Annotated in this window: 24 protein-coding genes and 1 riboswitch; all 24 genes read left to right on the top strand. The window is 36.7% G+C overall.

All coding sequences use genetic code 11. The features are described from left to right. The first annotated feature begins 2 nt into the window (after nucleotides 1-2). The 24 genes from nusA to A6J74_RS25640 all read left to right on the top strand — a co-directional run bounded on the left by nusA (nucleotide 3) and on the right by A6J74_RS25640 (nucleotide 25,251). On the top strand, nucleotides 3-1,109 hold the full coding sequence (gene nusA / locus A6J74_RS25520; RefSeq protein WP_000102596.1) for a transcription termination factor NusA: 1,107 nt from the start codon (nucleotides 3-5) through the stop codon (nucleotides 1,107-1,109). An 11-nt stretch (nucleotides 1,110-1,120) separates the two neighbouring features. Beyond that, the gene (gene rnpM, locus A6J74_RS25525; RefSeq protein ID WP_000071127.1) at nucleotides 1,121-1,393 is read left to right on the top strand and encodes an RNase P modulator RnpM; all 273 of its coding nucleotides are present in this window, start codon (nucleotides 1,121-1,123) and stop codon (nucleotides 1,391-1,393) included. Further along, nucleotides 1,394-1,705 carry a YlxQ family RNA-binding protein gene (locus A6J74_RS25530; protein ID WP_001286525.1) on the top strand — a complete coding sequence of 104 codons (312 nt, stop codon included), beginning with the start codon at nucleotides 1,394-1,396 and terminating at the stop codon, nucleotides 1,703-1,705. A gap of 4 nt (nucleotides 1,706-1,709) precedes the next feature. Beyond that, the gene (gene infB, locus A6J74_RS25535; RefSeq protein WP_000036352.1) at nucleotides 1,710-3,770 is read left to right on the top strand and encodes a translation initiation factor IF-2; all 2,061 of its coding nucleotides are present in this window, start codon (nucleotides 1,710-1,712) and stop codon (nucleotides 3,768-3,770) included. Next, nucleotides 3,767-4,048: a DUF503 domain-containing protein gene (locus tag A6J74_RS25540; protein WP_000582364.1), complete on the top strand. Its 282-nt coding sequence runs from the start codon at nucleotides 3,767-3,769 to the stop codon at nucleotides 4,046-4,048. The genes infB and A6J74_RS25540 overlap by 4 nt, the downstream gene beginning before the upstream one ends. Before the next feature lie 15 nt (nucleotides 4,049-4,063). After that, nucleotides 4,064-4,420, top strand: coding sequence for a 30S ribosome-binding factor RbfA (gene rbfA / locus A6J74_RS25545; RefSeq protein WP_000776439.1), 357 nt, complete (start codon nucleotides 4,064-4,066; stop codon nucleotides 4,418-4,420). Nucleotides 4,421-4,505: 85 nt separating this feature from the next. Beyond that, nucleotides 4,506-5,429: a tRNA pseudouridine(55) synthase TruB gene (truB, locus tag A6J74_RS25550; protein WP_000399359.1), complete on the top strand. Its 924-nt coding sequence runs from the start codon at nucleotides 4,506-4,508 to the stop codon at nucleotides 5,427-5,429. Nucleotides 5,430-5,472: 43 nt separating this feature from the next. Then, on the top strand, nucleotides 5,473-6,444 hold the full coding sequence (ribF, locus tag A6J74_RS25555; RefSeq protein ID WP_000766713.1) for a bifunctional riboflavin kinase/FAD synthetase: 972 nt from the start codon (nucleotides 5,473-5,475) through the stop codon (nucleotides 6,442-6,444). Nucleotides 6,445-6,544: 100 nt separating this feature from the next. After that, on the top strand, nucleotides 6,545-6,814 hold the full coding sequence (rpsO, locus tag A6J74_RS25560; RefSeq protein ID WP_001229392.1) for a 30S ribosomal protein S15: 270 nt from the start codon (nucleotides 6,545-6,547) through the stop codon (nucleotides 6,812-6,814). Between the two features lie 160 nt (nucleotides 6,815-6,974). Beyond that, nucleotides 6,975-9,113, top strand: a complete 2,139-nt coding sequence (gene pnp / locus A6J74_RS25565) for a polyribonucleotide nucleotidyltransferase (protein ID WP_000076735.1) — start codon at nucleotides 6,975-6,977, stop codon at nucleotides 9,111-9,113. 151 nt (nucleotides 9,114-9,264) lie between these two features. Further along, the gene (locus A6J74_RS25570; RefSeq protein ID WP_000868233.1) at nucleotides 9,265-10,164 is read left to right on the top strand and encodes a polysaccharide deacetylase family protein; all 900 of its coding nucleotides are present in this window, start codon (nucleotides 9,265-9,267) and stop codon (nucleotides 10,162-10,164) included. 86 nt (nucleotides 10,165-10,250) lie between these two features. Then, nucleotides 10,251-11,492, top strand: coding sequence for a M16 family metallopeptidase (locus tag A6J74_RS25575; protein WP_000592990.1), 1,242 nt, complete (start codon nucleotides 10,251-10,253; stop codon nucleotides 11,490-11,492). A 129-nt stretch (nucleotides 11,493-11,621) separates the two neighbouring features. Continuing rightward, nucleotides 11,622-11,873, top strand: coding sequence for a YlmC/YmxH family sporulation protein (locus tag A6J74_RS25580; RefSeq protein ID WP_001239743.1), 252 nt, complete (start codon nucleotides 11,622-11,624; stop codon nucleotides 11,871-11,873). 167 nt (nucleotides 11,874-12,040) lie between these two features. After that, nucleotides 12,041-12,943, top strand: a complete 903-nt coding sequence (gene dpaA / locus A6J74_RS25585; protein ID WP_000954729.1) for a dipicolinic acid synthetase subunit A — start codon at nucleotides 12,041-12,043, stop codon at nucleotides 12,941-12,943. Further along, nucleotides 12,940-13,539, top strand: coding sequence for a dipicolinate synthase subunit B (gene dpaB / locus A6J74_RS25590; RefSeq protein WP_001049474.1), 600 nt, complete (start codon nucleotides 12,940-12,942; stop codon nucleotides 13,537-13,539). Before dpaA ends, dpaB begins: the two co-directional genes overlap by 4 nt. A gap of 150 nt (nucleotides 13,540-13,689) precedes the next feature. After that, nucleotides 13,690-14,736: an aspartate-semialdehyde dehydrogenase gene (gene asd / locus A6J74_RS25595; protein WP_000414844.1), complete on the top strand. Its 1,047-nt coding sequence runs from the start codon at nucleotides 13,690-13,692 to the stop codon at nucleotides 14,734-14,736. Between the two features lie 23 nt (nucleotides 14,737-14,759). Continuing rightward, on the top strand, nucleotides 14,760-15,992 hold the full coding sequence (gene dapG / locus A6J74_RS25600) for an aspartate kinase (RefSeq protein ID WP_000692465.1): 1,233 nt from the start codon (nucleotides 14,760-14,762) through the stop codon (nucleotides 15,990-15,992). An 11-nt stretch (nucleotides 15,993-16,003) separates the two neighbouring features. Further along, on the top strand, nucleotides 16,004-16,882 hold the full coding sequence (dapA, locus tag A6J74_RS25605) for a 4-hydroxy-tetrahydrodipicolinate synthase (protein ID WP_000564769.1): 879 nt from the start codon (nucleotides 16,004-16,006) through the stop codon (nucleotides 16,880-16,882). A gap of 603 nt (nucleotides 16,883-17,485) precedes the next feature. Then, nucleotides 17,486-19,156: a ribonuclease J gene (locus tag A6J74_RS25610; RefSeq protein WP_080609623.1), complete on the top strand. Its 1,671-nt coding sequence runs from the start codon at nucleotides 17,486-17,488 to the stop codon at nucleotides 19,154-19,156. Nucleotides 19,157-19,259: 103 nt separating this feature from the next. After that, the gene (gene tepA, locus A6J74_RS25615; protein ID WP_000139820.1) at nucleotides 19,260-20,009 is read left to right on the top strand and encodes a translocation-enhancing protein TepA; all 750 of its coding nucleotides are present in this window, start codon (nucleotides 19,260-19,262) and stop codon (nucleotides 20,007-20,009) included. Then, nucleotides 20,006-20,209, top strand: a complete 204-nt coding sequence (locus A6J74_RS25620) for a YlzJ-like family protein (RefSeq protein ID WP_000605018.1) — start codon at nucleotides 20,006-20,008, stop codon at nucleotides 20,207-20,209. The genes tepA and A6J74_RS25620 overlap by 4 nt, the downstream gene beginning before the upstream one ends. Nucleotides 20,210-20,427: 218 nt before the next feature. Then, entirely contained in the window at nucleotides 20,428-22,812 is a 2,385-nt protein-coding gene (locus A6J74_RS25625) for a DNA translocase FtsK (RefSeq protein ID WP_001118764.1), read from the top strand. Nucleotides 22,813-23,016: 204 nt separating this feature from the next. Continuing rightward, a riboswitch (purine riboswitch) is annotated at nucleotides 23,017-23,118 on the top strand. 233 nt (nucleotides 23,119-23,351) lie between these two features. Then, nucleotides 23,352-24,077 (top strand): GntR family transcriptional regulator, encoded by a 726-nt coding sequence (locus A6J74_RS25635; RefSeq protein WP_000114182.1) that lies wholly within the window; start codon nucleotides 23,352-23,354, stop codon nucleotides 24,075-24,077. 88 nt (nucleotides 24,078-24,165) lie between these two features. Further along, nucleotides 24,166-25,251 carry a BMP family lipoprotein gene (locus A6J74_RS25640; protein ID WP_000725766.1) on the top strand — a complete coding sequence of 362 codons (1,086 nt, stop codon included), beginning with the start codon at nucleotides 24,166-24,168 and terminating at the stop codon, nucleotides 25,249-25,251. Nucleotides 25,252-25,322: the final 71 nt, after the last annotated feature.

Below are 25,322 nucleotides of genomic sequence, written 5' to 3' on the forward strand. Positions count from 1 at the left end.
TCATGAGCACTGAGTTGTTAGATGCCTTGCTCGTATTAGAGTCAGAAAAAGGAATTAGCAAAGATATTATTATTGATGCGATTGAAGCAGCATTAATCTCTGCTTATAAACGCAATTTTAACCAAGCACAAAACGTTCGTGTGAGCTTTAACCCAGAAGTGGGAACAATTCAAGTTTTAGCACGTAAAGACGTTGTTGATAATGTGTTTGATCCACGTCTTGAAATTTCTGTTGAAGAAGCAAGACAAATTAATCCAAACTATCAAGATGGTGACGTACTAGAAATTGAAGTAACACCAAAAGATTTCGGCCGCATTGCAGCACAAACTGCAAAACAGGTTGTAACACAACGAGTGCGTGAAGCAGAGCGTGGTGTTATTTACTCGGAGTTTAGTGACCGTGAAGAAGACATCATGGTTGGTATTGTACAACGTCAAGATGCTCGTTTCATCTATGTAAGCTTAGGGAAAGTAGAAGCTTTATTACCTGTAAGTGAGCAAATGCCAAACGAACAATACAAACCACATGATCGCATTCGCGTATTCATTACGAAAGTAGAAAAAACAACGAAGGGACCACAAATTTACGTATCACGTACACATCCTGGTCTTTTAAAACGTTTATTCGAAATGGAAGTTCCTGAGATTTATGATGGAACTGTTGAAATTCGTTCTGTGGCACGTGAAGCAGGCGATCGTTCTAAAATTTCTGTACATGCAGAGAACATTGATGTTGATCCAGTAGGCTCTTGTGTAGGACCGAAAGGACAACGTGTACAACGCATTGTAGATGAATTAAAAGGTGAAAAGATTGACATCGTTCGCTGGTCAAATGATCCAGTAGAATATGTTGCAAATGCTTTAAGCCCATCACAAGTTGTTAAAGTACTTGTAGATGAAGAAGAAAAAGCAACAACTGTTGTTGTTCCAGACCACCAACTTTCATTAGCTATCGGTAAGCGTGGACAAAACGCACGTCTTGCAGCTAAATTAACAGGTTGGAAAATTGATATTAAGAGTGAGTCTGATGCGAAACAACTAGGTATTGTAACAGAAGAAGATAGCGTAATCGCATTCGGATTCGATTCAGTTGAAGACGAAATCGAATAGAGGTGATGAGTATGAGCAATCGAAAAGTTCCGTTACGAAAATGTGTTGCAACGCAAGAAATGAAATCAAAACGAGAGCTCGTTCGCATTGTTCGTTCCAAAGAGGGAGAAGTGTCCATTGATTTAACTGGAAAGAAATCAGGACGAGGTGCTTATTTATCAAAAGATAAAGAAAGTATTCTTCAAGCTCAAAAGAAAAATGTTTTGGAACATCATCTAAAAGCGAAAATCGACGGTTCTCTATACGAAGAGCTTCTTGAGCTTGTTGAGAAGGAGTCGAAATAAGTGTCCGATTGGAAATCGTTTTTAGGACTAGCAAACCGGGCTCGGAAAATTATTTCGGGTGAAGAACTTGTTTTAAAAGAAGTACGAAGTGGCAAAGCAAAGCTTGTGTTGCTATCTGAAGATGCGTCAGTGAATACAACAAAACGCATGACGGATAAAACGACGTATTACAACGTACCAATGAGAAAGGTCGAAAATCGACAACAATTAGGGCATGCGATTGGGAGAGATGAGCGAGTCGTTGTAGCTGTGTTAGATGAAGGCTTTGCGAAAAAGCTGCGTAGCATGCTCGATACAAATTACCGGGGGTGAAGGTATGAGTAAAATTCGAGTGCATGAATATGCAAAACAACATAATATCTCAAGTAAAGATCTTATGACAAAACTAAAAGAAATGAATATCGAGGTTTCGAATCATATGACAATGTTAGACGATGAAGTAGTAAACAAATTAGATAATGAGTACCAAGAAGAAAAACCTTCTGTTGCAGATGAGTTTGAAGTAGAAGAGAAAGTTGTTCGCAGTAAAAAGAACAGTAATAAGAAGAAGAAAAAAGGCAAAGATAACGAAGACAAGCGTCAAGATAACTTTGCTGGAAGACAACAAACGCAAATTGTAGAAACACCAGATAAAATTACTTTCTCTGGAAGCCTTACAGTGGGTGAGCTTGCTAAAAAATTAAGCAAAGAGCCGTCTGAAATTATTAAGAAGCTCTTCATGCTAGGAATTATGGCAACAATTAACCAAGACTTAGATAAAGATACAATTGAGTTAATTGCTACTGATTACGGTATTGAAGTAGAAGAAGAAGTAGTTGTAAGTGAAACTGAATTTGAAACATTCATCGATGAGCAAGATGATGAAGAAAACTTAAAAGAGCGTCCAGCTGTTGTTACAATTATGGGACACGTTGACCATGGTAAAACAACTTTACTTGACTCTATTCGTAATTCAAAAGTAACTGCTGGCGAAGCTGGTGGGATTACTCAGCACATTGGTGCATACCAAGTTGAAGTAAACGATAAGAAAATTACATTCTTAGATACGCCTGGTCACGCAGCATTTACAACGATGCGTGCTCGTGGTGCACAAGTAACGGATATTACAATTCTTGTTGTTGCAGCTGATGACGGTGTTATGCCACAAACAGTGGAAGCAATTAGCCATGCGAAAGCAGCTGGAGTACCAATTATTGTTGCTGTGAATAAAATGGATAAACCAGCGGCAAATCCTGATCGCGTAATGCAAGAATTAACAGAATATGAATTGGTTCCAGAAGCATGGGGCGGAGACACAATTTTCGTACCAATCTCTGCAATTCAAGGCGAGGGAATTGACAACTTGCTAGAAATGATTCTTCTTGTGAGTGAAGTAGAAGAATATAAAGCAAATCCAAATCGCTATGCAACTGGTACTGTAATTGAAGCGCAGCTTGATAAAGGTAAAGGAACTATCGCGACATTACTTGTTCAAAACGGTACACTTCGAGTTGGAGATCCAATTGTTGTTGGAACATCATTCGGTCGTGTTCGTGCAATGGTAAGTGATATTGGTCGTCGAGTAAAAGTTGCTGGTCCATCAACTCCTGTTGAAATTACAGGTTTAAATGAAGTACCACAAGCGGGAGATCGTTTCATGGCATTCGCTGATGAGAAGAAAGCTCGTCAAATCGGTGAATCACGTGCACAAGAAGCGTTAGTTGCTCAACGTGGTGAAAAATCTAAATTAAGCCTTGAAGATTTATTCCAACAAATCCAAGAGGGCGATGTAAAAGAAATTAACTTAATTGTGAAAGCAGACGTACAAGGTTCTGTTGAAGCAATGGCTGCATCACTTCGTAAGATTGATGTTGAAGGCGTAAAAGTAAAAATCATTCACACTGGTGTAGGTGCGATTACAGAATCTGATATTATTTTAGCTTCTGCATCTAATGCAATTGTAATTGGATTTAACGTACGCCCTGATGTGAATGCGAAGCGTACAGCTGAATTAGAGAACGTTGATGTTCGTTTACACCGTATTATCTATAAAGTAATCGAAGAAATCGAATCAGCAATGCAAGGGATGCTGGATCCAGAATTCGAAGAAAAAGTAATCGGTCAAGCGGAAGTACGCCAAACGTTCAAAGTAACAAAAGTTGGAACAATCGCAGGTTGTTACGTAATAGATGGTAAAATCACACGTGATAGTGGCGTTCGTATTATCCGTGATGGCGTAGTAATCTTCGAAGGACAACTTGATACGTTAAAACGTTTCAAAGACGACGTAAAAGAAGTTGCACAAAACTATGAGTGTGGTATTACAATTGAGAGATATAATGATCTTAAAGAAGGGGACATCATTGAAGCATACATTATGGAAGAAGTGAAGCGATGATTATCGCTTCACTCTCATTCGAGTGTATGATTTACGATGTGCATTCTTTAAAAGAGAAACGAGCAATTTTGCAAAGGGTGCTCACTCGTGTGAAGCAGCGTTATAACGTAGCTGTTTCAGAAGTAGGGCATCAAGATGTATGGCAACGTACAGAAATTGCAATTGTTTCCGTATCCTCAAATCGTGTTATCTGTGAAAAAGAAATGAATCGTGTACTTGAGTACATCGATTCATTTCCTGAAATTGAACGTACGATAACACAATTGGAATGGTACTGAATGAGGTGAAGAGTTATGAAATTACGTGCAAACCGTGTAGGCGAGCAAATGAAAAAAGAATTAGGCGACATTATCAGTCGTAAAATTAAAGATCCACGTGTCGGATTTGTTACAGTAACAGATGTGCAAGTGAGTGGAGATTTACAAATCGCTAAAGTGTATATTTCTGTTTTAGGTGACGATGAACAGAAAGAAAGTACATTAAAAGGTTTAGCGAAGGCAAAAGGCTTCATTCGTTCAGAAATAGGCCAACGTATTCGTCTTCGTAAAACACCGGAAATTTCTTTCGAATTTGATGAGTCTATCGGATATGGTCATCGAATTGATACACTTTTACATGAAATTAATAAAGACGGTAAACGTGAAGAATAATGGATAGACATTTGTCTATCCATTTTTTCAATGAAAAATAAGTTTGGATAATTATTATGAAAGAATTATGATGAGGTGAACATATATGGAAGGTGTAGTATTATTACATAAGCCAAAAGGCATGACATCACATGATTGTGTATTTAAATTAAGAAAGATATTACGTGAGAAACGAATTGGTCATACGGGAACATTAGATCCAGATGTAACAGGGGTATTACCGATTTGTGTTGGACGAGCAACGAAGATTGCACAGTTTTTAACGAGTGAAACAAAAACATATGAAGGTGAAGTAACATTAGGATTTTCAACAACAACTGAAGATGCTTCTGGTGAAGTTGTGGAAACGACAAATGTCGATCGTAGTATTAGTCGTAAGGAAGTAGAAGGAGTTCTCGCAGCATTAACAGGTACGATTGAACAAACGCCTCCAATGTTTTCAGCTGTAAAAGTTAACGGAAAAAAATTATATGAATATGCAAGAGCGGGACAAGAAGTTGAACGTCCAGTTCGTACCATTACAATTCATGAATTCATATTACTTGATGACCGTGAAATGTTTGAAGGGGAAAACATTTCATTCCGTTTCCGTGTAACGTGTAGTAAAGGGACATATGTAAGAACGCTAGCAGTAATGATTGGTGAAAAACTAGGTTTTCCATCACACATGTCCCATCTTGTAAGAACGGCATCTGGTGAATTTTTACTAGAAGATTGCATATCATTTGAAGAAATTGAAGAAAACGTGCAAAATGGAACAGTAGAGTCTATCTTCATTTCAATTGATGAAGCGTTAAGTAAATTCCCAAAAATGGTTGTAGATGAAAAGCAAGCAGAAAAAATAAAAAATGGTATGTTCTTAAAGAATGAATTAGAAATAACAGCACCATTCATTACAGTATTTGATAAAAATGACCGTTGCTTAGCAATTTATGAGCATCATCCAAAACACCCTGGTATGCTAAAGCCAATGAAAGTACTTGTGAATAATCAAGAACTAAAGCTATAATGAATTATTGGAAGGATTATTACAGAAAAAGGTGAATTCAAGCGTGAAACTTATTCATTTAACTCATCCACATGAACAAAATAAATTAGAATTACCACCTACTGTAATGGCATTAGGATTTTTTGATGGCATTCATTTAGGGCATCAGTGTGTGATTCGAACTGCGAAACAAATAGCGGATGAACGCGGATATAAAAGTGCAGTTATGACATTTCATCCCCATCCATCTGTTATTTTAGGGAAAAAGGAAGCGCATGTGGAGTATATTACACCGATGCGTGATAAAGAAAAAATAGTCGAAAACTTAGGAATCGATATATTATATGTTATTAAATTTGATGAATCGTTTGCAGGTTTATTGCCACAGCAATTTGTAGATGATTATATTATTGGTTTAAATGTAAAGCATGTAGTAGCAGGGTTTGATTATTCATATGGACGTTTAGGAAAAGGGAAGATGGAGACTTTACCATTTCATGCAAGAGGGGAGTTTACACAAACTGTGATTGAAAAAGTTGAATTTCAAGAAGAGAAGGTAAGTTCTACAGCATTACGAAAGTTAATTCGAAATGGTGAAATGGAACAAATTCCATCTATTTTAGGTAGAGCCTATACAGTGGGAGGAACGGTTGTACATGGCGATAAACGTGGACGACAAATTGGTTTTCCAACCGCTAATGTAGGTTTAAGTGATGAGTATTTATTGCCACCTGTAGGTGTTTATGCAGTGAGATTAAAAGTTCACGATGAATGGTACGATGGTGTATGTAATATTGGATATAAACCAACTTTTAAAGAAAATGAGCGTCAATTATCTATTGAAGTACACTTATTTGAATTCAACAAAGACATATATGATCAAAGTGTTACAGTTGAGTGGCATATGCGTATAAGAGAAGAGAAGAAATTCAATGGTATTGATGAGCTAGTTGAACAAATCGCAAAAGATAAGAAAACAGCACAAGAATATTTTGCGAGTGAAAAGAATATACTTGCTTTTTCAAATGAAAAGTAGTATTCTATGTTATGTACTTTATGACAACCATTGCTTGGCATTGCGACTCACCGACGCTTGCTCGGTAATTGGGGGTTTAATTAATAGGAGGTGAAATAGGATGGCTTTAACACAAGAACGTAAAAATGAAATCATTGCACAATTTAGAACTCATGAGACTGATACTGGTTCTCCAGAGGTTCAAATTGCTGTCCTAACGGAGCAAATTAACACTCTAAACGAGCACTTACGTACTCACAAGAAAGATCATCATTCACGTCGTGGTCTATTAAAGATGGTTGGTAAACGTCGTAACTTACTAACTTACCTTCGTAATAGCGATATCACACGTTACCGTGAATTAATCACAAAGCTTGGCTTACGTCGATAGTCAAAGAAGCGGGAATATTCCCGCTTTTTTGTTAGGTAAAAATATATCTTCTACGCTTTATAGCTTACTTAATTTTCGGCAATACTAGAGGTAGAATATTGTGATATACTATCCATTTACATAGAAGAATTGAATACTTTAAATTGAGAGGGGTACTTAAATGAGTCAAGAAAAGCAAGTCTTCTCGATAGATTTAGCTGGTCGCCAGCTAACAGTTGAAACTGGTCAGCTTGCAAAACAAGCGAACGGGGCAGTATTAGTAAGATATGGCGATACAGCGGTTCTATCTACAGCAACTGCATCAAAAGAGGCTAAAAATGTAGATTTCTTCCCACTTACAGTAAACTATGAAGAGCGTTTATATGCAGTCGGAAAAATTCCAGGCGGTTTTATTAAACGTGAAGGTCGTCCAAGTGAAAAAGCAATTTTGGCAAGTCGTTTAATCGACCGTCCAATTCGTCCGCTTTTCGCAGATGGTTTCCGTAACGAAGTACAAGTTGTCAGCATTGTAATGAGTGTTGATCAAGATTGTTCTTCTGAAATGGCAGCTATGCTTGGTTCTTCATTAGCGTTATCGATTTCAGATATTCCATTTGAAGGCCCAATCGCTGGTGCAACAGTTGGTCGTATTAATGGCGAATTCGTTATTAATCCAACAGTAGAACAGCAAGAACAAAGTGATATTCACCTTGTTGTAGCTGGTACAAAAGATGCAATTAACATGGTTGAAGCAGGAGCAGATCAAGTACCTGAGGAAACAATGTTAGAAGCAATTATGTTTGGACATGACGAAATTAAACGTCTAATTGCATTCCAAGAAGAGATTGTACAAGCTGTAGGTAAAGCGAAATTAGAAATAAAACTATATGAAGTTGATGCTGATCTTAACCAAGCTGTACGTGAGATGGCTGAGAAGGATATGCATTCTGCAATTCAAGTACATGAGAAACATGCACGTGAAGATGCAATCAACGTAGTGAAAAAGCGTGTAATTGAGCATTACGAAGCTGAGGAAGCTGACGCTGACACATTAGGACAAGTAAATGAGATTTTATATAAAATTGTAAAAGAAGAAGTACGTCGTCTTATTACAGTTGAAAAAATCCGCCCAGATGGCCGTAAAGGTGATGAAATTCGTCCTTTAGCATCAGAGGTTGGTATTTTATCTCGTACACACGGTTCTGGTTTATTCACACGTGGACAAACACAAGCATTAAGTATTTGTACATTAGGCGCTTTAGGCGATGTGCAAATTTTAGATGGTCTTGGTGTAGAAGAATCAAAAAGATTCATGCACCATTACAATTTCCCATCGTTTAGTGTTGGTGAAACAAGACCGATGCGTGGACCAGGTCGTCGTGAAATTGGTCACGGTGCACTAGGAGAACGTGCTCTTGAGCCTGTAATTCCATCTGAAAAAGATTTCCCATATACAGTACGTCTTGTATCTGAAGTGTTAGAATCAAATGGTTCTACTTCACAGGCAAGTATTTGTGGTAGTACTTTAGCAATGATGGATGCTGGTGTTCCACTTAAAGCCCCAGTTGCTGGTATTGCAATGGGTCTAGTTAAATCTGGTGAGCATTACACAATTTTATCTGATATTCAAGGTATGGAAGATCATTTAGGTGATATGGACTTTAAAGTAGCAGGTACAGCACAAGGTGTAACTGCACTGCAAATGGACATTAAAATCGATGGTTTATCTCGTGAAATTTTAGAAGAGGCATTACAACAAGCGAAAGTTGGTCGTGTGCACATTCTAAATCATATGCTATCTGTTATTGCAGAGCCACGTACTGAATTATCAGCTTACGCTCCAAAGATTATTACAATGACAATTAATCCAGATAAAATCCGTGACGTTATTGGACCGAGCGGTAAACAAATTAATAAAATTATTGAAGAAACTGGAGTTAAAATTGACATCGAGCAAGATGGTACAGTATTTATTTCTTCAATAAATCAAGAAATGAATGACAAAGCTAAGAAAATTATCGAAGATATTGTTCGCGAAGTACAAGTAGGTGAAATCTACGAAGGAAAAGTGAAACGTGTTGAGAAATTCGGTGCTTTCGTTGAATTATTCAGCGGTAAAGATGGATTAGTTCACATTTCTGAACTTGCACTTGAGCGTGTAGGTAAAGTAGAAGACGTTGTGAAAATCGGTGATGTAATTACAGTTAAAGTTATCGAGATTGACAAGCAAGGTCGCGTAAATCTATCTAGAAAAGTATTGCTAAAAGAAGAGCAAGAAAAAGAAGCTGCTAAAGAAGAAAACAAACAAGAGCAGCAATAAGTAAAAGCCAGTTCAACTGGCTTTTTTGTTATGTAAAAAACATGATGTACACATATTTTTATGTCAGTATAGGTATAGTTTTCATTATAACGCTCAAATTAACAAAGATAAGAAGAAAAATATTTTTTATTTAGTTAATGGGAGGGTTTATATGAAAGTTCGTATATTGGCATACATATGTGTATTTTTTTTATATGTCAGTTTAGGCTCTTATTCCGTTTTTGCACAGGATAACTTGTATGAAGAAATTCAAAAACATGCAAAACAATATGAGATTGCACCTCAAAATGCGATCATTGATAAGATATGGAAAGCAACACCTGGATATAATGGAAGACAAGTCGATATTGAAGCATCCTATAACAATATGAAGAAGCTAAAGAAATTTGATCAAAAACATCTTGAATTCAAGGAAGTATCACCGAGTGTCCATTTAGCAGATTTATCACCAGCCCCAATTTACAGGGGACATCCAAATAAAAAGATGGTTGGATTAACAATAAATGTGGCATGGGGAAATGAGTATTTGCCTCGTATATTAGAGATATTGAAAAAACATGATGTGAAGGCAACTTTCTTTTTGGAAGGACGTTGGGTGAAAGAAAATTTACGATTTGCAAAAATGATTGTCGATGCAAATCAAGAAGTTGGAAATCACTCTTACACACATCCTAATATGAAAACATTATCGTCTGATGAAATACGAGAACAGTTACAAAAAACAAATCGAATGATAGAAGCAGCCACGAATCAAAAAGTAAGATGGTTTGCCCCGCCTAGTGGAAGTTTTCGAGATGAAGTCGTACAAATTGCAGATGATTTCCAAATGGGAACGATTATGTGGACAGTAGATACAATTGATTGGAAGCGACCAGAGCCAGACGTATTATTGCAGAGAGTAATGAGAAAAATACATTCAGGTGCCATTGTATTAATGCACCCTACTTCATCTACAGCAGAAGCATTAGATACAATGATTATAAAATTGAAGGAACAAGGATATAGAGTGGGGAATATAACAGAATTACTGGATGAAAAACGTGTGGATTAAATACATTTGCATGACATTCATCCTTAAACTTGTTATCATTAAATAATAGCGTTAATTTAGAGAAACTGGTAGTAGGAGGAAAGTTTTTGATTAAAAAATATACTTGTAAAAATGGTGTAAGAATAGTTATGGAGAACATACCAACTGTAAGATCGGTTGCGATTGGTATTTGGATCCATGCAGGATCAAGAAATGAAAATGAAAAAAATAACGGGATTTCCCACTTTTTAGAGCATATGTTCTTTAAAGGGACGGAAACACGTAGTGCGCGCGAAATTGCGGAATCATTTGATAGCATTGGTGGGCAAGTAAATGCTTTTACTTCAAAAGAATATACATGTTACTATGCAAAAGTGTTAGATGAGCATGCTAAATATGCTTTAGATGTTTTAGCAGATATGTTCTTTAATTCAACATTTGATGAGGAAGAACTGAAAAAAGAGAAGAATGTCGTATGTGAAGAAATTAAAATGTACGAAGACGCTCCAGATGATATTGTGCATGATATGTTAACGAAAGCGACATATGAAACGCATCCGCTTGGATATCCTATTTTAGGAACAGAAGAAACGCTTGATACGTTTACAGGTGATACACTACGTCAATATATAAAAGATCATTATACACCTGAAAATGTAGTTGTTTCAGTTGCAGGAAATATTGATGAAGCATTTTTACAAACAGTAGAGCAATATTTCGGTAGTTATGAAGGAACAACAAACCGTGAACAAGTACATAGCCCAATTTTCCATTTTAATAAGGTAGCACGTAAAAAAGAAACAGAACAAGCTCATTTATGTTTAGGATATAAAGGCTTACAAATGGGACACGAAGATATTTATAACTTAATCGTATTAAATAACGTTTTAGGCGGTAGTATGAGTAGCCGTTTATTCCAAGAAGTACGTGAGCAACGTGGGTTAGCTTACTCGGTATTTTCTTACCACTCTTCTTATGAAGATACAGGTATGTTAACACTGTACGGTGGAACAGGTAGCCAACAATTAGATACACTGTATGAAACGATGCAAGAAACACTAGAAACATTGAAAAATACAGGTATTACAGAAAAAGAGCTTATGAATAGTAAAGAGCAATTAAAAGGAAACTTAATGTTAAGTTTAGAAAGTACGAATAGTCGTATGAGCCGTAACGGTAAAAATGAATTGCTGCTTCGTAAGCATCGTTCACTTGATGAGATTATTGAAAGTGTAAACACTGTAACAAAACAAAATGTAGATGAGTTAATTCGCAATATGTTTACGGATGAATTCTCTGCTGCACTTATTAGTCCAGATGGAAAACTTCCAAAAGGAATAAAACTATAATTGATTTTTGTGATGTACTCGAAAATAACCGTATCTCTTTTAAATGAGATACGGTTATTTTTTTTAGACATACAGAATAGGTACTAATAATGGATAACTTAAATTGAAAATTCGGTAGGGGGAGAGTGTATGCGATTAAGTGAATTAAGTGGTAAAGAAATTGTAGATTTAGAAAGAGCGGAAAAAATGGGGGTTTTAGGGCATCTAGATTTAGAAATTAATGAGAGCGATGGACAAATACAAGCGCTTATCATACCTGTTACAAAATGGGGAGGTTTTAAAAAAGGACAACAAGAGGTAAGGGTGGAATGGAGAGATATTAAGAAAGTGGGGCATGACATGATACTTTGTGATATATCTGACCATTCAAATTCGGAGTGAAAGATGGCCATTTCGGCCGTCTTTTTTTTGTATATATAAAGCTGATAAATCATATGTGCTTTTTGTTTTTCAATCACCTCAAACTCGTACATTACATATGATGTGGAGGAAAAAGAAAAAGTAGGCACTTTTCTTATAAATGACAGAAAAAGAAGGTGAATTAGGGAATGTTGACTGAGATGCATATTGCTGTCATAGGAGGAGATGCAAGGCAGCTAGAAGTAATTCGTAAACTAGTTGAATTGGATGCGAAACTTTCATTGATAGGGTTTGATCAGTTGGATCATGGCTTCACAGGGGCAGCAAAAGAAAGTATACAAAATTTAGATTTTACTTCTGTAGATGCAATCATTTTGCCAGTTGCAGGTACAAATGCCAAAGGAGAAGTAGATACTATTTTTTCAAATGAAAAAGTTGCTATAACGAAAGAACAAATTGAAAATACACCAGAACACTTTACTATATATTCAGGTATTGGTACGCCTTACTTGGAAAATCTCGTATCTACTACAAACCGAAAACTTGTTAAATTATTTGATCGTGATGATGTGGCAATCTACAATTCTATTCCGACTGTAGAAGGCACATTAATGATGGTAATTCAACATACCGACTATACAATTCATGGGTCCAATGTAATGGTTTTAGGATTTGGTAGAACAGGGATGAGTGTTGCCAGAGCATTTCAATCATTAGGAGCCCACGTCAAAGTTGGAGCAAGACGATCGGAACATATTGCACGTATTACAGAGATGATGTTTTCTCCTTTTCATATGCAAAACATTGAGAAAGAAGTAGGAAATATGGATATTGTGATTAACACAATTCCACATCTCGTTGTGACAGCGAATGTTATTTCAAAAATGCCAGCTCATACGTTAGTAATTGATTTAGCTTCTAAACCAGGTGGTACCGACTTTAGATACGCAGAAAAAAGAGGAGTTAAAGCGCTATTAGCACCTGGATTGCCAGGGATTGTTGCTCCGAAAACAGCAGGACAAATTTTAGCGAACGTTCTTTCTCAGTTATTAGCAGAAGACGTAATAGCAAGAAAGGAGAATGGGGAATGAATTTAAAAGGGAAAAGAATTGGATTTGGGTTTACAGGTTCACATTGTACGTATGAAGAAGTGATGCCTCATTTAGAGAAATTAATTGCTGAGGGAGCAGAAATACGTCCCGTTGTTTCTTACACTGTTCAATCAACAAATACGAGATTTGGTGAGGGAGCAGAGTGGATTAAAAAGATTGAAGAAACAACAGGATTTAAAGCAATTAATTCAATCGTTGGCGCAGAACCGCTAGGACCTAAAATTCCATTAGACTGTATGGTAATTGCACCACTAACAGGAAATTCGATGAGTAAATTTGCAAATGCAATGACAGATTCTCCAGTATTAATGGCAGCAAAAGCGACGCTGAGAAATGGTAAGCCTGTCGTATTGGCGGTTTCGACGAATGATGCTTTAGGATTAAACGGGGTAAATCTCATGCGCCTAATGGCCACAAAAAACATCTACTTCGTCCCATTCGGCCAAGACGCACCAGAGAAAAAACCGAACTCAATGGTAGCTCGTATGGAGCTACTGGAAGATACAGTATTAGAAGCGTTACAAGGAAAACAATTGCAACCGGTTGTCGTAGAAAAATTCAGATATATGAATTAAAAAACGAAAAAAAACGGACAATTTTTGATGAAACCATCATTCTTACTGTAGAATATGATAAAATTAACGTTATTAAGATTAGAAGGGGTATTGTATACTCCTTCTAATTCTAAGTTATAGAAGGATTGGTATCTAGAAAGGGGCATAGTGATGGAAAAGCAAAAAACTTTTCATGTCGCTGTAGTTGGAGCAACCGGCGCAGTTGGTGAACAAATGTTAAATACTTTAGAGAAACGAGAATTTCCAATCGGGAAATTAACGTTACTTTCATCTAAACGATCTGCAGGTAAGAAACTTGTATTTAAAGGCGAAGAATTTACAGTTCAAGAGGCGACTCCTGAAAGTTTTGAAGGAGTAGATATCGCACTATTTAGTGCTGGTGGATCTGTATCGAAACAATTAGCGCCAGAAGCAGCAAAGCGCGGTGCGATTGTTGTTGATAATACAAGTGCATTCCGTATGACAGAAAACGTGCCACTTGTTGTACCTGAAGTAAATGAAAACGATTTAAAAGAACATAATGGTATTATTGCAAATCCAAACTGTTCTACAATTCAAATGGTAGTAGCTCTTGAGCCAGTTCGTCAGCAATATGGTTTAAAACGAGTAATCGTTTCCACATATCAAGCTGTATCAGGTGCTGGTGCGGCAGCGATTGAAGAACTTCATGAACAATCACAAGCAATCTTAAATGGCGAAGAAGCTAAGGCGAATGTTTTACCTGTATCAGGTGATAAAAAACATTACCAAATTGCTTTTAATGCGATTCCACAGATTGATAAGTTCCAAGATAATGGATTTACATTTGAAGAAATGAAAATGATTAATGAAACGAAAAAAATTATGCATATGCCTGAATTAGAAGTAGCGGCAACATGCGTACGTTTACCAGTTGTATCAGGGCATTCTGAGTCTGTTTACATCGAAGTAGAAAAAGAAGGCGTAACAGTAGCAGAATTAAAGAGCTTACTTGCAAATGCAGAAGGTATTGTTCTGCAAGATAATCCAGAAGAGCAGTTATATCCAATGCCAGCTACTGCAGTAGGTAAAAACGAAGTATTCGTTGGAAGAATCCGTAAAGATTTAAATAACGATAAAGGATTCCATCTTTGGGTCGTATCTGATAACTTATTAAAAGGCGCTGCATGGAATTCTGTTCAAATTGCAGAGCGCTTAGTAAAATTACAATTAGTGTAAACGGCTAAGAGAAGGTGCAAAATATGAAAATAATTGTTCAAAAATTTGGTGGCACATCAGTACGTGATGAAAATGGACGTAAGCATGCGCTTCATCATATAAAAAAATCGTTAGCTGCTGGATATAAAGTAGTTACTGTCGTATCTGCTATGGGCCGTAAAGGTGAACCGTATGCAACGGATACGTTATTAAGTCTTGTAAATCAAGAGGAATCTACTATTTCTAAACGTGAGCAAGATTTATTATTATCATGTGGAGAGTTAATCTCTGCAATTGTTTTCTCTAATATGTTAAATGAGAACGGTATAAAAGCAGCGGCATTAAATGGTGCACAAGCTGGTTTTGTAACAAATGATGACTTTACGAATGCGAAAATCGTTGAAATGAATTGCGATCGTATACATGAAGAATTAGAAAATCTAGATGTAATCGTCGTTACAGGATTCCAAGGGCAAACGAAAAAAGGTGATACGACAACACTTGGACGCGGAGGTAGCGATACTTCAGCTTCAGCATTAGGTGTTGCGCTTCATGCTGAATTTATTGATATCTTCACAGATGTAGAAGGTGTTATGACTGCGGATCCTCGTATTGTAAAAGATGCACGTCATCTTCAAACGGTAACGTATAACGAAATTTGTAATATGGCTTACCAAGGTGCAAAAGTCGTTCATCCACGTGCGGTTGAAATTGCGATGCATGCAAAAGTACCGCTTCGTGTACGCTCTACGTATTCTGATAGCGAAGGTACGCTTATTGCAGCATACGATGGTGCTACAAAAGGGCAGGATGTAGAAGAACGTCCTGTTACAGGTATTGCCCACGTATCAAACGTAACGCAAATTAAAGTACTTGCAAAAGAAACGGCATATGATTTGCAACAACATGTATTTAAAGAAATGGCAAACGAAGGCATTAGTGTTGATTTAATTAACATTTCTCCTACTGGTGTAGCTTACACAGTAAATGATAATGTATCAGCTCGTGCTGTCGAAGTGTTGAAACAACTTGGATATGAGCCAATTGTGACAGAGCATTGTGCCAAAGTATCTATCGTTGGAGCTGGAATGGCAGGAATCCCAGGGGTTACTGCGAAAATCGTTACAGCTTTAGCAGAAAAAGGTATTCAAATTCTGCAATCGGCAGATAGTCATACGACAATTTGGGTTCTTGTAAAAGAAACTGATTTAGTGGAGGCTGTAAATGCATTACATAGTGCGTTTGAGCTTTCAAAAGAAAAGCAACTGGAACAATAAGGAGTGAGACCATGATAGATTTTGGGACAATTGCAACTGCGATGGTAACACCGTTTGATATAAACGGGAATATCGATTTTGCAAAGACAACGAAATTGGTAAATTATTTAATTGATAACGGTACAACAGCAATCGTGGTAGGAGGAACGACAGGTGAATCTCCTACATTAACTTCAGAAGAAAAAGTAGCGTTATATCGCCATGTCGTATCTGTTGTCGATAAAAGGGTGCCCGTAATCGCTGGAACAGGTAGCAATAATACACATGCCTCTGTTGACTTAACTAAAAAGGCAACAGAAGTTGGTGTTGATGCAGTTATGCTAGTAGCGCCGTATTATAACAAACCGAGTCAAGAAGGAATGTATCAGCACTTTAAAACGATTGCTGAAAGCACGCCACTTCCGGTTATGCTATATAACGTTCCAGGACGATCTATTGTACAAATCTCCGTTGATACAGTTGTTCGTTTATCAGAAATAGAAAACATTGTTGCGATTAAAGATGCAGGCGGCGATGTACTAACAATGACAGCAATCATTGAAAAAACAGCGGACGACTTTGCAGTATACAGCGGTGATGACGGTTTAACGTTACCGGCTATGGCGGTTGGAGCGAAAGGTATCGTTTCAGTAGCATCTCATGTTATCGGAGATGAAATGCAAGAAATGATTACAGCATTCCAAGCGGGAGAGTTTAAGAAGGCGCAAAAATTACATCAATTACTTGTAAGAGTAACGGATTCATTATTTATGGCGCCAAGCCCAACGCCAGTAAAAACAGCGTTACAAATGGTTGGATTAGATGTAGGTTCTGTACGTTTACCGCTTCTTCCATTAACAGAAGAAGAAAGAGTAACGTTACAATCTGTAATGCAATCTATTCCTCGTTAATAAGAAATGACCTAGTGTGAAACTAGGTCATTTTTATTTAGATTAAATATACGTGAGTGGTAAAAACAGCATAGTTAATGAGGTGTAATAAGAAGGGGACGGCATAATATTGGTTAGAAATTGATTATAGAGATCATGTGTTTTTAGTGAATAGTGCTTTATATTTATATACAGAACACACATGTATATTTTTCCATTAATATCTTATATAAGTAGAAAAAATAATAGGTAGTATGTGGAAAAAAACCTCGCAAATTACAACCTCAATTTAGCTTCTTATATAGTCTTTCATATAATTTAACTTGTGTTCTATTTCTTGTATCAGGTATAATATGGCTAAGTAGCTTAGTACGGGTATGCTTAGCAAAATTGGAAGAAATTATAATTTAATTAAATTTTCATATCATATCGAATAAGATATTTGATTTATATAATGAAAGAGAGGTGAAACCTGGTTTAAAAAATATACAAGGACATGATATCGCATAACGGTAAGGACATTCGTCTTGGACGGTGAATATATGGTGGTTGTAGAGTTTCCCCTGGTGTCTCTACAATTTTAGTGAAATCAGTGTTTGCAAGATTTTTAAACCAGGCAACAACATGAAGAGAAAAGAGAATGAGTCTGTTAAAGTATTTGCTCTTGGTGGAGTAGGTGAAATCGGGAAAAACATGTACAGTGTTGAAATTGATTCTGAAATCTTTATTGTAGATGCAGGATTAATGTTCCCAGGAGATGAAATGTTTGGGATTGATATCGTTATTCCTGATATTACATACTTAGTGGAAAATCAAGAGCGAGTAAAAGGTTTATTTATTACTCACGGTCATGAAGATCATATTGGTGGAATTGTTTATGTACTTCGTAAATTATCTATTCCAGTGTATGCAACGAAATTAACGGTAGGACTTATACAAGAAAAACTTGGTGAAGCGGGCATGTTAGGCCGTGTGGACTTAAAAACAATCGATTCAAATTCAACAGTAGAGTTTAATACTACAACAGTGTCATTCTTTGGAACGACACATAGTATTCCGGATTCTGTTGGTGTTTGTTTCCATACATCAAAAGGTGCTGTAGTGTATACAGGAGACTTTAAATTTGATCAAACTCCAATTGGAAATAATGGAGCAGATCTTGGGAAAATGGCACAAATCGGAAATGAAGGCGTACTTTGCTTATTATCTGATAGTACAAACGCTGAGCGTCCAGGCTATACAGGTTCGGAAAAAGAAGTTGGTGTAGAAATTTCTAAAGTGTTCTACGGTGCAGAAGGTCGTATTATCGTTGCTTCATTTGCATCGAACGTACATCGTATTCAACAAGTATTTGACGCGGCTGCCGAAACAGGAAGAAAAGTAGCGGTAGTAGGACGTAGTATGGTGAAAGTAGTAGACATTGCAAGACGTCTTGGTTATTTAGATGTTCCAGAAGGTATGGTTATTTCATTACAAGAAGTAGACAACTTCCCAGAGAAAAAGGTAGCTATTTTAACGACAGGTAGTCAAGGGGAACCGATGGCAGCACTTTCTAGAATGGCGAAGCAAGCTCATAAACAAATTTCAATTCGTAAAGGTGATACTGTTATTATTGCAGCTTCTCCAATTCCGGGGAATGAAATATCTGTATCGAAAATTATTGATTTGTTATTTAGAGCTGGAGCTGAAGTTATTTATTACGGTGAAAGAAAAGTTCACGTTTCAGGTCATGGTAGTCAAGAAGAATTAAAACTAATGTTAAATTTAATGAAACCTAAGTATTTTGTACCCGTACATGGTGAGTTTCGTATGCAAAAAGCACATGCATATTTAGCTGAAGATGTAGGTATTACAAGAGAAAATATTTTTATCGTAGAAAAAGGCGATGTAATTGCTTTTGGTGATAATGAAGCAAACTTAGTTGGTAAAGTGCAAGCTGGTAATGTCTTAATTGATGGGTTAGGTGTAGGTGACGTTGGTAATATCGTTCTTCGAGATAGAAAGATGTTATCTCAAGATGGAATATTAGTAGTTGTTGTAACACTTGGTAAAGATGAAAAGAAAATTATCTCTGGTCCAGAAATCATTTCACGTGGTTTTGTATATGTTCGTGAATCAGAAGCATTAATTGAGCGATCTACAGAGATTGTACGCATGATTGTTGAGCAATCAATTAAAGAATATTCAATTGAATGGTCTATGTTAAAACAAAATATTCGTGAATTATTAGGGCAGTTCTTGTACGAAGAGACAAAGAGAAAACCTATGATTTTACCGATTATTATGGAAGTGTAAAAAAGATCACCTTTACGGGTGATCTTTTTTCTTTTTAAACCCTATCGAATGAAATTTATAACTTAAGAAATAATAGTTATATACGAGTGAAAGGGGATGCGATATGACAGAACGTGATCGTTATACAAATGAAGAAAAAGAAGCTGGGCCGAAAGAAGTTCCGAAAGAAGCTTCAATAGTGGAGAAAATTCAACAGCTTGGACAAACGAATGTGCCGCAAATGAATGAATCACGTATTCATTGTTTAACAATCATTGGACAGGTGGAAGGTCATGTTCAGTTGCCACCGCAAAATAAAACAACAAAATATGAGCACATTATCCCGCAAATTGTCGCGATTGAGCAAAATCCGAAAATTGAAGGTTTGCTTTTAATATTAAACACAGTTGGAGGAGACGTTGAAGCAGGGCTAGCGATTTCTGAGATGGTAGCTTCGCTTTCGAAACCGACGGTATCTCTTGTTTTAGGCGGAGGGCATTCGATTGGTGTACCAATTGCAGTTTCGACTGATTATTCATTTATTGCAGAAACAGCGACGATGACGATTCACCCAATTCGTTTAACCGGTCTTGTTATAGGTGTGCCGCAAACATTTGAGTATTTGGATAAAATGCAAGAAAGAGTCATTCGATTTGTGACGAAACATTCGAAAGTAACGGAAGATCGTTTTAAAGAACTTATGTTTGCGAAAGGGAATTTGACCCGAGATATTGGGACGAATGTAATTGGTGGAGATGCAGTGAAGTATGGTCTTATTGATGATGTGGGTGGCATTGGGAGTGCACTTCAAAAACTAAACGAATTAATAGAGGCTCGCGCAGATGATAATGCAGAAGGAACGATGCTACAATGATTCTATATACAATTATGCCAGAGCAACTTGTATACCCTGCCGATTATTCGCAATGTGAAAGTCAAAAAGTTGTAAATATACATGGTGTTGAATTGATGGTTTCTGAAGAGGAACATGGGTGTTATTCTATTGTGCGTGTGTTAAGTACGAATCCATTTCACTACTTAGAGTATGAGCCTGGTCAGAAAATAACCTTTTAGCAAAAAGAAGGATTTTGTTCAGAAGCTATGGTATAATATAAAAAACAAGACGGTTGAGCAGCCATGAGTAGGGGGCTGCTTTCTTCTGTTTATTTAACATTTTACAAGAAGTGTAAAAATAGAAGAGATAAAGACCTGAAAGAATAGAGAAAACAGACATATAAGTAGAGTTTTTTTAGAGGTTGTCCTTATTTATATGTAGAACACGAGGTGAAGAAATGGCAAAACAAAAGCAAAGAGGGACGAAGGCAAAGGCAAGACGTACGATAAAGCCAACTCTATATTATGAAATCGTCGGTTTGGCTCTTTTTGCACTTTCAATCATTACGATTTTACAGCTAGGCGTTGTAGGGAAATCGTTTGTGTTATTTTTTCGCTTCTTCTTTGGTGAGTGGTACATAATTGGTGTGTTAGGTGTAATAGCTTTATCGGTTTCGTTTGTTATAAAACGTGGATGGCCGAACCTTTTAAATAAACGGTTAATCGGTTTTTATTTAATTGTATTGGCGATATTAATGTTCAGTCATATTACATTATTTAACCTTCTTACGAAAGATGGAGCAGTGCAAAATACTTCTGTTATTGTGAGTACGAAAGATAACTTCTTTCTTGAAATGAAAAAAGGGCCAGATAGCGTTCACTTAGGCGGTGGGATGTTTGGTGCGCTCATGTTCGCAACATGTTACTTCTTATTTGATGAAGTAGGAGCCTATATCATTGGAATTATTTTAGTTATTCTTGGAATACTTTGTATAACAAATAAGCATATTGGAGAAGTTCTTGCCCCGGTGGGTAGAATTCTTAGAAGTCAATTTCAAGTTATGCAAGGGGATTATAAAGATTGGCGATCAAAAAGGATTGCTGAACAAACAGAAAAGAAAAAAACAACAAGAAGTTCAAGACACGCACGTGCTGTGGAGCAAGAAGAAGTGATTGAGCCGATGGAAGAGATGCAAATTGATCCCCCCATTATTTCAAATTTCACTGAGAATTATCCTGTAAATGAAGAAGAGGATAAACGGATGGAAGAAGAACATGTAACAGATCCAATTACTTCACCGTTTATTGAAGAAGCTCCACCTATTGAAGAGCCTAAGAAAAAGCGTGGAGAAAAAATTGTGGAATCTTTAGAGGCGGAAACAAGTGCCCCACCGATGCAATTTTCAAATGTTGAAAATAAAGATTATAAGCTTCCTTCGCTTGATATATTAAAGTTCCCAAAAAATAAGCAAGTTACAAATGAAAATGCGGAAATTTATGAAAATGCTCGTAAATTGGAACGTACATTCCAAAGTTTTGGTGTGAAAGCGAAAGTGACAAAAGTACACAGAGGTCCTGCAGTTACGAAGTATGAAGTGTATCCTGATATGGGAGTAAAGGTAAGTAAAATTGTTAGTTTAAGTGATGATTTAGCGCTTGCTTTAGCTGCGAAAGACATTCGTATTGAAGCGCCTATTCCCGGGAAATCAGCTGTAGGGATTGAAGTTCCGAACTCAGAAGTTTCTATGGTAACACTTAGGGAAGTGCTGGACTCTAAGGCTAATAATCATCCAGAAGAGAAGTTGTTAATTGGTCTTGGACGAGATATTACAGGTGAAGCTGTATTGGCCCGTTTAAATAAAATGCCCCATTTACTAGTAGCCGGTGCGACAGGTAGTGGGAAAAGTGTGTGTATTAACGGGATTATAGTTAGTATTTTAATGCGTGCAAAACCGCATGAAGTAAAATTAATGATGATCGATCCGAAAATGGTAGAGTTAAATGTATATAATGGTGTGCCCCATTTATTAACACCAGTTGTAACTGATCCGAAAAAAGCATCGCAAGCTTTGAAAAAGGTTGTAAGTGAGATGGAACGCCGTTATGAGTTGTTTGCTCATAGTGGTACGCGGAATATTGAAGGGTATAACGATTATATTAAAGCGCATAATAATCAATCGGAAGCGAAACAACCTGAATTACCGTATATTGTAGTAATTGTGGATGAGTTAGCAGATTTAATGATGGTTGCTTCGTCGGATGTAGAGGATGCGATAATGCGCTTGGCACAAATGGCTCGTGCGGCTGGTATTCATTTAATTATTGCAACGCAGCGCCCATCGGTTGACGTTATTACAGGTGTTATTAAAGCGAATATTCCATCACGTATTGCATTCGCTGTATCTTCTCAAACGGATTCTCGTACAATTCTTGATGGTGGTGGCGCAGAGAAGCTGCTAGGTCGTGGAGATATGCTATTTATACCAATTGGTGCATCAAAGCCTGTTCGTGTACAAGGTGCATTTTTATCAGATGATGAAGTTGAGAGAGTTGTAGAATATGTTATTGGGCAGCAAAAAGCACAATATCAAGAGGATATGATTCCACAAGATGTCCCTGAGACAAAGCAGCAAGTTGAAGATGAATTATACGATGAAGCAGTTCAGCTCGTAGTGGAAATGCAAACAGCGTCTGTTTCTATGTTGCAACGTAGATTTAGAGTAGGTTATACGCGAGCTGCTCGTCTAATTGATGCAATGGAAATGAACGGTGTAGTAGGTCCATATGAGGGTAGTAAACCGAGAGAAGTGCTCATTAATGATGTACAAGAAAAAAGTTCTTAAAAAAAGCCTAATTGTTTTTGCAATTAGGCTTTTTTATATACTGTTTTTGTTATATACTATATTCAACAAGAAAGAAAGGGCTTACATTCAAGTCGGTTCTTTAGAATACGAATGCTATGAGTGTGCCTTTTTATAAATGTTCGATATTCATTGTAGAAAAATGTTAAATTTTGTTGACACGTATGAGAGCAAGTGGTAAGATTACTTCGAAAAGAATCACTGCCTCATATAATCTTGGAGATAAGGTCCATAAGTTTCTACCTGGCAACCATGAATTGCTAGACTATGAGGGGAAAAGTGTGTAACAAAGGATGTAAGGGATCTTTGTGCCGAACTTTTTCTCGAAAAGAGGAATGTTTATGGTGCAAAGTTTTTTTTATGCAGTAAAGAGTGAAAATTTTATCTAAAAAAATTATTAATATTTATTCGACAATTGTGTTTATTTTTAGTGATTAGTCATGTTTACTATGTTGTAAGTTGAAAAAAGAGAAAAGAAGTCTTACATCAGAGGTCGAATAATTGAAATGCGGGGGAGTCTTATGTCAGTAAAATCCGATAGTCGTCACCTATATTTACGGGTGATTGATCACATCAAAGAAAAAATTAAAGATGGGGCTTACAAAGAAAGACAAAAGCTGCCATCAGAGTTTGATTTAGCGAAAGAACTTGGCGTAAGTAGAGCTACTTTAAGGGAAGCATTGCGTATTTTAGAAGAAGAAAATGTTGTCATTCGTAGACATGGTGTAGGGACGTTTGTAAATGCAAAGCCATTATTTTCTTCTGGAATAGAACAACTTTCTAGTATTACAGATATGATTTCTAGTGTGGGGAAAACACCAGGAACAATCTTTTTATCATCATCTACAACAACTTTAACCGAAGAAGAAAAAGAGAAGTTTAATAGTGAAGATGGTTTTAATGCAGTGATGATTGAGCGTGTGCGTACAGCGGATGGGGAACCTGTTGTATATTGCATTGATAAACTTGCAAAAGAAATATTGCCGGATTTATCGGGCTACAATGAAGAATCATTACTTACAGTGATACATAATAACACGCATAAGCGCATAACGTATGCGGTTGCTCATATTGAGCCGATTGGTTACCATCCGAAAATCTCACCGATTTTAGAATGTGAGCCTGAAACAGCACTGCTTGTATTAAAACAAATGCACTATGATCAAAATGATGAGCCAATCTTATATTCTATTAATTACTTTAGAGCTGATAAGTTTAGCTTCCACGTATTAAGAAAACGTATGTAAGTAAGTTCCTTTTTAGGGAGGTGACAGCAAGAAGTAAGGGACAGCAGCGTAAGAAGAAATATATATCATTTTAGGAGGGGTTTCTAGTATGAAGAAAAAAGCAGGTCTTTTATTATCATTAACATTAGCAGCAAGTACAGTTTTAGGTGCATGTGGTAACTCGGATAAAGCGAGCAGTGACAAGAAAGACAGTAAAGACAATAAAGATTTCAAAGTCGGTATGGTAACAGATGTTGGAGGCGTTGATGATAAATCATTCAACCAATCTTCTTGGGAAGGGCTAAAAAAGTTTGGTAAAGATAACGATTTAAAGGAAAAGACAAATTATCGTTACCTACAGTCTGAAAAAGAAGCAGATTATATTCCGAACTTAAAGAAATTTTCAAAAGATAAGTATGATTTATCTTTCGGAATTGGTTATAAATTAGAAGGTGCAATTAAAGAAGTAGCAAAAGAATCTCCAAAACAACAATTCGCAATCGTTGATACTGTTGTAGATGCACCAAACGTAACAAGCATTACATTTAAAGATCATGAAGGCTCATTCCTTGTAGGTGCGGTAGCAGCTATGTCAACGAAATCGAATAAAGTAGGATTTGTTGGTGGAATGAAGAGTGATTTAATTAGTAAATTCGAAAATGGATTTAAAGCTGGTGCAAAGGCAGTAAATCCAAATATTGAAATCGTATCTGAATATGCAGAAGCATTTGATAAACCTGAAAAAGGTACAGTTCTTGCTTCAGCAATGTATGGTCAAGGCGTAGATGTAATTTATCATGCTGCTGGTGGTACAGGTAATGGTGTATTCACTGAAGCGAAAAACCGTAAGAAAAAAGGTGAAAACGTTTGGGTAATCGGTGTTGACCGTGACCAAAACCAAGAAGGTATGCCTGAAAATGTAACATTAACTTCAATGGTAAAACGTGTAGATATCGCTGTTGAAAAAGTAGCACAAGAAGCGAAAGACGGTAAATTAAAAGGCGGTAAAATAGAAGCGTTTGGCTTAAAAGATGACGGCGTTGGTATTGCAAAAACAACTGACAACGTGAAAAAAGTTAACCCTGAAATTTTAACAAAAGTAGAAGAGTTTGAAAAGAAAATTACAGATGGTGCAATTAAAGTACCAGCTACAGATAAAGAGTATAAAGAATATGAAGCTTCTCTAAAAAAATAAATAGAGAAATAGCAAAGGTTAGTTCATAGAACTAACCTTTGTATGTATAAAACTTCCGAATTGCTTAATAA

Origin of the sequence: Bacillus sp. FDAARGOS_235 (genome assembly GCF_002073415.2) — a bacterium.
Classification (GTDB): Bacteria; Bacillota; Bacilli; order Bacillales; family Bacillaceae_G; genus Bacillus_A; species Bacillus_A toyonensis.

Excerpts from the sequence above, each read along its gene's own strand:
- nusA (WP_000102596.1), top strand. The coding sequence starts at position 3 with ATGAGCACTGAGTTGTTAGATGCCTTGCTCGTATTAGAGTCAGAAAAA.
- rnpM (WP_000071127.1), top strand. The coding sequence starts at position 1,121 with ATGAGCAATCGAAAAGTTCCGTTACGAAAATGTGTTGCAACGCAAGAA.
- infB (WP_000036352.1), top strand. The coding sequence starts at position 1,710 with ATGAGTAAAATTCGAGTGCATGAATATGCAAAACAACATAATATCTCA.
- A6J74_RS25540 (WP_000582364.1), top strand. The coding sequence starts at position 3,767 with ATGATTATCGCTTCACTCTCATTCGAGTGTATGATTTACGATGTGCAT.
- rbfA (WP_000776439.1), top strand. The coding sequence starts at position 4,064 with ATGAAATTACGTGCAAACCGTGTAGGCGAGCAAATGAAAAAAGAATTA.
- truB (WP_000399359.1), top strand. The coding sequence starts at position 4,506 with ATGGAAGGTGTAGTATTATTACATAAGCCAAAAGGCATGACATCACAT.
- rpsO (WP_001229392.1), top strand. The coding sequence starts at position 6,545 with ATGGCTTTAACACAAGAACGTAAAAATGAAATCATTGCACAATTTAGA.
- pnp (WP_000076735.1), top strand. The coding sequence starts at position 6,975 with ATGAGTCAAGAAAAGCAAGTCTTCTCGATAGATTTAGCTGGTCGCCAG.
- A6J74_RS25570 (WP_000868233.1), top strand. The coding sequence starts at position 9,265 with ATGAAAGTTCGTATATTGGCATACATATGTGTATTTTTTTTATATGTC.
- A6J74_RS25580 (WP_001239743.1), top strand. The coding sequence starts at position 11,622 with ATGCGATTAAGTGAATTAAGTGGTAAAGAAATTGTAGATTTAGAAAGA.
- dpaA (WP_000954729.1), top strand. The coding sequence starts at position 12,041 with ATGTTGACTGAGATGCATATTGCTGTCATAGGAGGAGATGCAAGGCAG.
- dpaB (WP_001049474.1), top strand. The coding sequence starts at position 12,940 with ATGAATTTAAAAGGGAAAAGAATTGGATTTGGGTTTACAGGTTCACAT.
- asd (WP_000414844.1), top strand. The coding sequence starts at position 13,690 with ATGGAAAAGCAAAAAACTTTTCATGTCGCTGTAGTTGGAGCAACCGGC.
- dapG (WP_000692465.1), top strand. The coding sequence starts at position 14,760 with ATGAAAATAATTGTTCAAAAATTTGGTGGCACATCAGTACGTGATGAA.
- dapA (WP_000564769.1), top strand. The coding sequence starts at position 16,004 with ATGATAGATTTTGGGACAATTGCAACTGCGATGGTAACACCGTTTGAT.
- A6J74_RS25610 (WP_080609623.1), top strand. The coding sequence starts at position 17,486 with ATGAAGAGAAAAGAGAATGAGTCTGTTAAAGTATTTGCTCTTGGTGGA.
- tepA (WP_000139820.1), top strand. The coding sequence starts at position 19,260 with ATGACAGAACGTGATCGTTATACAAATGAAGAAAAAGAAGCTGGGCCG.
- A6J74_RS25620 (WP_000605018.1), top strand. The coding sequence starts at position 20,006 with ATGATTCTATATACAATTATGCCAGAGCAACTTGTATACCCTGCCGAT.
- A6J74_RS25625 (WP_001118764.1), top strand. The coding sequence starts at position 20,428 with ATGGCAAAACAAAAGCAAAGAGGGACGAAGGCAAAGGCAAGACGTACG.
- A6J74_RS25635 (WP_000114182.1), top strand. The coding sequence starts at position 23,352 with ATGTCAGTAAAATCCGATAGTCGTCACCTATATTTACGGGTGATTGAT.
- A6J74_RS25640 (WP_000725766.1), top strand. The coding sequence starts at position 24,166 with ATGAAGAAAAAAGCAGGTCTTTTATTATCATTAACATTAGCAGCAAGT.